Source organism: bacterium (genome assembly GCA_021159335.1).
Lineage (GTDB): Bacteria > UBP14 > UBA6098 > B30-G16 > B30-G16 > JAGGRZ01.
On record JAGGRZ010000093.1, the window covers coordinates 1 to 5,909 of the forward strand.

At 43.6% G+C, this 5,909-nt stretch carries 7 protein-coding genes; 4 read left to right on the forward strand and 3 right to left on the reverse strand.

Annotated features, from left to right (window positions below; translation table 11 throughout):
• Positions 1-179: 179 nt before the first annotated feature.
• Together J7J62_05545 and J7J62_05550 are read right to left on the reverse strand one after the other, a co-directional pair.
• Positions 180-668 (reverse strand): NYN domain-containing protein, encoded by a 489-nt coding sequence (locus J7J62_05545; protein MCD6124617.1) that lies wholly within the window; start codon positions 666-668, stop codon positions 180-182.
• A 241-nt stretch (positions 669-909) separates the two neighbouring features.
• Positions 910-2,313 carry a phage portal protein gene (locus J7J62_05550; protein MCD6124618.1) on the reverse strand — a complete coding sequence of 468 codons (1,404 nt, stop codon included), beginning with the start codon at positions 2,311-2,313 and terminating at the stop codon, positions 910-912.
• A 90-nt stretch (positions 2,314-2,403) separates the two neighbouring features.
• Here J7J62_05550 and J7J62_05555 point away from each other — a divergent pair, with 90 nt between their 5' ends.
• The 3 genes from J7J62_05555 to J7J62_05565 are packed head-to-tail and all read left to right on the forward strand — an operon-like array spanning position 2,404 to position 4,109.
• Positions 2,404-3,006 (forward strand): hypothetical protein, encoded by a 603-nt coding sequence (locus tag J7J62_05555; GenBank protein ID MCD6124619.1) that lies wholly within the window; start codon positions 2,404-2,406, stop codon positions 3,004-3,006.
• Positions 3,007-3,009: 3 nt separating this feature from the next.
• A complete protein-coding gene (locus J7J62_05560) occupies positions 3,010-3,309 on the forward strand; it encodes a transcriptional regulator (protein ID MCD6124620.1) in 300 nt (99 codons plus the stop codon).
• A gap of 59 nt (positions 3,310-3,368) precedes the next feature.
• Positions 3,369-4,109, forward strand: a complete 741-nt coding sequence (locus J7J62_05565; GenBank protein ID MCD6124621.1) for a hypothetical protein — start codon at positions 3,369-3,371, stop codon at positions 4,107-4,109.
• A gap of 105 nt (positions 4,110-4,214) precedes the next feature.
• Here the strand turns inward: J7J62_05565 and J7J62_05570 are convergent, their stop codons facing one another.
• The gene (locus J7J62_05570) at positions 4,215-5,453 is read right to left on the reverse strand and encodes a terminase family protein (GenBank protein ID MCD6124622.1); all 1,239 of its coding nucleotides are present in this window, start codon (positions 5,451-5,453) and stop codon (positions 4,215-4,217) included.
• A 68-nt stretch (positions 5,454-5,521) separates the two neighbouring features.
• Between J7J62_05570 and J7J62_05575 the strand changes: the two genes are divergently transcribed.
• A complete protein-coding gene (locus tag J7J62_05575) occupies positions 5,522-5,674 on the forward strand; it encodes a hypothetical protein (GenBank protein MCD6124623.1) in 153 nt (50 codons plus the stop codon).
• Positions 5,675-5,909: the final 235 nt, after the last annotated feature.

A 5,909-nucleotide genomic window follows, 5' to 3' on the forward strand; every position in this document is an offset into this window, starting at 1 on the left:
CCTTTAATATCTTCAGTTTTTTGGCTGTTGTGCGTTCGCCGTTTGTCAGGCTATCGTTTCTAAGAATCGTGTTTATCTCTTCCGCTATGATAATCGCTGTGTTTTGGGCTGAGAAATGAAGCTAAACCTTCTTCCGTTTGGAGCATATTTTTTCAGGGAAAATCTATTTTATAATCCGCTTAATTAGTCAATTCATTGCTGAAATTTTTTGGTAATTGCAGGATCGCGATTTGTTTCTTGAGCAATTTAATCGCTTCAAAACAATAAGCTATATCGGCATCACCAGTTATAAAAAACGCTAAATCATACATGTCTTGGTTCGTGAAAAATATCGCATCGCTAACAAGTTTTGCATCAACGCCTTTAGTGGTGGGAACACCATTTCTGTAAACTATCCTGCCAAGTCTTAGTTCCCAATTGTTCCATTTTTGCAATTTGCCAAGAAAAGATAATGTTTTCCGATAATTTTCTGGTTCACGGTTTTGGTCTGGTATGGCTGTGTAAAAGTAAATTCTTATGAGTTCTATATCGAAGTCAAGTTGTTCTAATGAGGCTTTTATGAGTAGGTTATAATCGCACCAAAGAGATAGTTCTTTAAGGGTTTTGTATAGGTTTGCTCCATCTACAAATACAATACACCTTTTTAGCGGTGGTTTAACTATAGGCATATGTGGCACCTGCCTAAAAATAACCCGCCATTGACATTCTATGTGCACCTAAGTGCCATAGAGCAATGGCGGGGCGCTTAATTAAACCTTCATTTCAATTACATTATTAGAATTCAAATCCATTTTGTCAACATAATTTTTGCTTTTTGGGAAATGTCACTTCAAGCATAATATTTTACCCGTTACGCAGAATCTTTCCCCAACCCGCTTCTGTGAATTTTAATGGAAGAAATCGGAATTCTCAAGTCTTATTTCGTTCGGATGATTTGTTGGGATTATTTTCCCACCATTCCACGATTTCTTGCCATCTTTGCCTCGCTTGCTTTTGAGTTAGCTTGTGCTTTCGCATTAGGTAGTCGATAGGAGTCGCAAGCTTGTTCTCAAGCATAAATCGCCATTCGGCTATTTCGTCGTTTACGGGGCGAGGAAGTGATATGGTGTTTATTGAAACAGAAAGATGAATGTAGTCGGGGAATGTGACGCCTGCAAAAGGATGAGACGGCGGAAGAAACTTTGCGTGATAATTCCAGACTCGCTTTATAACCTCGAACAACTCTTTTTCCGCTGATTCATAGAATGGAAGCTGATTTTCGCGCGCCTCGAGAAGTTTCATGTTCTCCATAACGAGGGCGAACCCAGATTTAACGCTACCCTGAAGTGAGAAATCCGCGCTTGAGATGCCGTAAACTCTGAATATGCGCACTATTTCGTGCTCAAGAAGCATTATAAGCTCTTTTATCTGTGGATTTGGAGATTCAAATCGAAAGTCAGGGCTGCCCTGCTCGCCGATGCCCCCGAGCGGTATCACAACAGGTTTACCCGGCGAAATAGTTATCCTTTCGGGACCACGATAGCCAACAAGCACGGGCACCGAAAAACTTTGCATCTTAACGATGTAGTTAAGCTGAGTGAGTTTGATATTGATGTTGTCCTGCGCGACAATAAGGTCGTCGCCGCCGCGGACGAAGAAATCGTCAATAGGAATGTCGTCGGTGAACCGCACGAAGGGCAGGACCCCATAAGGGTTGATATTTTTCGGGTTGTTCGGGATAGGAATAAGCTCGCCATCAGATGATATGCGATAGTAATTTTTCTCGTCCCACAAATGGACAGTCTTTTTCGGCAATCCATCGCTGTTCGTTTCCCTTGCGTAGAATATTGCCTCAGCGTGGGTAGGGTCATCATCGGACACGATAACATCGAATGTATTTGGGGTCATTATGTCGAGTTTAAGCTGACCATTTCTGAAAGATGGCTTCACGAGCACTGTCCTGCACAGGTTCACCATCCTGTTAACAGTCTTCATGACGGATTCATATTTAGCGTTCTGCATTATGAATTCCCATAAAGCTAAAAGTTTGGGACTTACCTCAGTTCCGAGGTCGCTAACGAGTGTTCTTCGAGCACCAGCGCGGTATATCATGGAAATCTCATTTATTATCGGTTTGACGATGTTGAGGAACTGCGGCTGAAGCGATAGCGGGTCCGCGTGGACAAACTGGTTTGATATAAGCTCGAGAAGGTAGGGAAGTTGTCTATCGTAGTAGTAGTCGATGCGTTTTTCGATGTCTTTTTTGAACTGGCTGGAATTAGTTATGGCGTTTTTTAATCTTATTTTTTGCAGTAGATTTTCGTAGGAATTCATTAATTCCTCCCTTTTAAAATTTTTCTTGACGACTAAAATTATACTTTAAATTATAAAGTTGAAAGTGTAAATTAAACTGAGGAGGTCAACATGTCGAATCAAAAAATCGTGGAGAGCATCGATTACATGGTCAGTCTGGTGGAGCGGCTTAGAAGGAGCGGAAACTCAAGAAGTGCGGGCTGGTCACACATAATATGGGGAGCCACCACTGCTGCGGGTTTTCTTGCTACGCAAGGGTTCATAATTTTTGGGGTAAGCAAACTTTTTGCATACTTGTTTTTATGGGCTGGGGGGGTAATTGTCGCTATAGTTCTCAACAAGTTATTTATTAGATTTCCTGCCGATTCGCCGGGCTTTTTTCTCGATAAAGCCATAGGGAAAAGCTGGCGTTATTTCTCGCTGGCTTTGTGGGTGGCGCCCATCGCTATCGTTCTTGAAGCGATTTTCCTGAAAAATAGTGTTCTTACAGCCGTTATCCCGATAGCCGAGATGATAATACTTTCCATCGCTGCTGGGGTTACTGGTGTCCTTGCTCAATCGAGATATTTAGGTTTTGTTGCTATTGTCGGTTTTGTGTTCACCATTGCCATGACACCTATTCCGCTTTATTTCGGATTTTTCTTCGCGGTAATGCAGGTCTTGCTTCTCGTGGTGCCTGGCATTTTGATTCTCCGCTCCGTGAAGGAGGGATGAGCTATGGCTGCGAATTATGAATTTTTGCTCTCGCCTGCAAGGCTTAAAATCTGTGCCTACCTTGCCGTCGCTGGAGAGGCATCCTTCACCGAATTAAAGCGAGAAACTGGTCTTACAGACGGTAATCTTGCTGTGCAGCTCACCAAACTTCAGGCGGAGGGGTTCGTAACGCCGCGTAAAAAGGTTTCTGAAGGCAAGCGAGCAAACACATATTGGCGATTAACCCGATTCGGAATCGAAGAGTTAAGGAAATTCCTTAATTGGGCAAAATCAATAGCTAATGAGTTAGAAAAAGATGATTGAATGTTGAGATATGATTTAGTTAGGCGATACGGTGGTAAAAACAAATAAGGGAGGTAACCATGCTAAGAGGCAAAAATACCCTGACAGTGGGAGCAGTGATTATCATGAGTATCTTCCTGTGTGCCATTGCTCAGGCTCAGGAGACAGCAGCACATGGTAAGGAAGGTGGCGGTAAAGGTTACTTTATGTTAGGCGGTAATATCATAGACATAAAGAGCCTAAACTCGAAATTGGAGAGTAAAGGATATTCTGAATTTTCCGACAATTTCATCTCTTTCGGTGGAGGTGGACATGGAATAATCGGAAAGGTGATAATAGGTGGAGAAGGTCACGGATTAATTGGGGAAGAAACTACCAGTGGAAGCTATAAGAGCTCAATCGAAGCTGGCTATGGGTTCTTTGATGTGGGGTATTTAATCTACACGACAGGTATAGTAAATGTTTATCCGATTCTTGGTCTTGGCGGAGGAGGCATGAGTGTTAAAATAATAGAGAAAGGGACTCCCTCCTTCGACGAATTTTTGGATAATCCCATGGATAATCCCAAAAGGAGTGTAGAGCTTTCAACAGGTGGCTTCCTGCTTAATTTGGCATTTGGAGCAGACTATCTATTGAAATTTGGCGGAGATGAGAAAGGAGGTGGTGGTTTAGTTTTCGGGCTTCGCATAGGATATACATTTGCTCCAGCAAAAGGCGATTGGGAAATGGATGGAATAGACATCTCTGGTGGTCCCGATGTAGGTATTACAGGTCCATATGTTCGCTTGATCGTAGGTGGCGGGGGCTTTGGTAAAGAGTGAAAAATAAGATACCGCCGTGTCGCCTAATACAGGTTTTGCGTCTCACTCTGTTAGCCCAAATGCTTGGCACTTCGCAAAGCCAAATACAATCGTGTTAAATATATTTTATACTATCCAGTTTGATTTTTTCTTCTCCAGCGCCATAACGAGGTATCTTAGTGCGTCCATGGTGTGGTCGTGTATTCCATCTTTTTGCGGGAGCTCGAACGCAGTTCCCTTTGCATTTTCTGGATAATGGTAGCCGCGAAAGTCAGCTATAAGCCGTTTGCAGTGTGGGGACACGAAGATGTGTGGAATCCCGCTGGCATCGAGTATTTTTGCGCGAACCATGAGAACGCCTCTTGCTACAGAGCCACTTATGATTCTTATTTTTTGTATCCCCAGATTTCGCAATATGTCTATTATTGCCAGCCCTCCAGCCTCCTGACGTGATTGAGCAGCCTCAAAACCCGTGACTATTTCGATTATTTTATCGTAACCCACTTTGGCTTTAAATGTGCGGCCTGACGGGAGTTTTACCGAACTCCCCTTTATAGTTTGCGCTATTAATTCCGGGGTCATGAATGATTCTACCACTTCGTCGAAAATGTATATATCGCCGTTTTCGAGGATTTGAGCCCAGAGTATTGCCGTCGGGTTCCTCCAGCCGAAATCGCAGGCGAGGTAGACGGGCAGGTCCGGGCGGAGAGCAAGGTGGGCTATGTTTTGCTCCCCAAAATCATCATAGACCTGCCCAAGGTAGGCTTCGAAAGAGGCTTCGTATTGCTGGCGGAAAAATTTTGGGTCAAGAAGCTTTTTTGCTCGCTCCACTTCCTCGGGGTCTATTAGGGGGTTGTCGATGGTTTTTGCGAATGTCGTGGAGATACAGCCGTTTGAGTAGAGTTCCCAGACCCAGTTGTGACCATTGGGTGTGGTGGTTATGAAACCATAGCCTTTGCGCGAGATAACTCTTGAGTAAAGTGTATCCCAGACTTTGCGGCTTACTATGGCAGCCTCGTCTATATGGAACCAATCGAGGGTAAGCCCATAGAGCCTTTCTGGTATTTCTGCCGAGCGAAACAGCACTACAGAGCCATTTTTAAGCCATAATTTATTTTGAGTTCTGGAGAATCTTGTTACAGAGCCTGCCGGAAGTATTTTTCGCCATAGAGGTAGGATAACATCACGGATCATTGTATATGTCGGCGCTACGACGGCACCGGTGCGCTTCCTGCGAAGTGCCATGCGGATGGCTTTTACGGTTCCTGCGAATGTCTTGCCTGAGCGAACCCCGCCCACGAACGCTGTGAATCTGTGACGGTCGAAAACGAATTGACGCTGTTTTTCGGAAAGCTTTAAACCCATAAATGTGCTTGAGTTTCATTGAGTTTGTCATAATATTTATTATGAAAGTTATTTTTCAGGGGGTGTCGATGCCCGGATTCGACCCTTTCAACAAATATCGTGGCTACAAAAAGTTCGTCCGCTGGAAGGAAGTTATGGAACGCCAGCGGCAACTTCAGGAACTTCGCGAGAAACTTAGAAAAGAACTCGAGGAAAAGGTGAATAAGGATAAAAAGGAGTAATCAAAAAAGCGCTTTGATGATTTTCTAAAACTATGATTTATCGAAAGATTACTAAGTTTTTAATTATTCTAATTCTAATTTCCAACTCGCACGCAAGCGAGAAAAGTTCCCACTTAAAAATGTTGTATTCCCAAATCTTGAACCTTATTCCGGACAGCGGGGCAGTGTTTTTGGCGCGAGGCTGGCAGTATGAGACATTTAAGCGCGTTCAAGAGGAAGAAAATATTCGCCCTGA